At 67.8% G+C, this 351-nt stretch carries 1 pseudogene; it reads left to right on the top strand.

From position 1 onward, the window contains the following. A pseudogene (locus QZH66_RS18875) lies at nucleotides 1-351 on the top strand (poly-beta-hydroxybutyrate polymerase); the annotation flags it as partial.

Genomic DNA, 351 nt, shown 5'->3' with positions numbered 1-351 from the left:
ATCACGCGCAGCCAGGGTTACCTCTCGGGCCGGCAAATGGCCGGCTCGTTCCAGTTCCTGCACGCGCGCGACCTGGTCTGGGCACGGCGCATGCGCCAGTACCTGCTGGGCGAGCGCGACCAGCAAAGCGATCTGATGGCCTGGAACGCGGACACCACGCGCATGCCGGCACGCATGCACCATGAATACCTCACGGCGCTGTACCTGCGCAACGCGCTGGCCACGAGCAGCTACCGCGTCGAGGGGCGCACGGTGTCGCTCGGCGACATCCGCCAGCCGGTGTTCCTGGTCGGCACGCTGCACGACCATATCTCGCCCTGGCGCTCGGTCTACAAGCTGCACCAGCTGTGC

Origin of the sequence: Stenotrophomonas sp. YIM B06876, from assembly GCF_030711595.1 — a bacterium.
Classification (GTDB): domain Bacteria; phylum Pseudomonadota; class Gammaproteobacteria; order Xanthomonadales; family Xanthomonadaceae; genus Stenotrophomonas.
Note: the sequence above shows the minus strand (reverse complement) of the source record. Positions and strands in the feature narration are given on the sequence as shown.